1 protein-coding gene is annotated in these 357 nt (G+C 67.5%); it reads right to left on the reverse strand.

All coding sequences use genetic code 11. The annotated features are described in order from the left end of the window. Positions 1-108: 108 nt before the first annotated feature. Positions 109-357, reverse strand: a 249-nt coding sequence (locus BN1127_RS04120; RefSeq protein ID WP_042648602.1) for an SDR family oxidoreductase, incomplete at its 5' end; no start/stop codon positions are given.

The following is a 357-nucleotide window of genomic DNA, read 5'->3' on the forward strand; positions in this document are numbered from 1 at the left end:
GCGCAGCCATTTCGCCGAGCCCGGGGGGACGGCGCGCCCCATGTAGCGCCGACCAAAAGCAGAGGGCAGCCCGTTGGCTGCCCTCCGTCTATTGCAATTATCCCGGCGCTACTTCATGTAGAGGCCGCCGTTGATGGCCAGGGTCTCCCCCGTGATATAGGCGCCTGCTTCGCTGGCGAGGAAGGCCACGGCGGCGGCAATCTCTTCCGGTTTGGCGAGGCGGCGCATGGGAATGTCGGCCTTGATGCTGTCTAGGATGTCGCTGCGGATCGCCTCCACCATGGGGGTGGCGGTGTAGCCGGGGGCGATGGCGTTGACCGTGACCCCGAAGCGGGCGCCTTCCGCCGCCAGCGCCTT

The sequence above is a fragment of the Aeromonas media genome, from assembly GCF_000819985.1.
GTDB lineage: Bacteria > Pseudomonadota > Gammaproteobacteria > Enterobacterales > Aeromonadaceae > Aeromonas > Aeromonas media.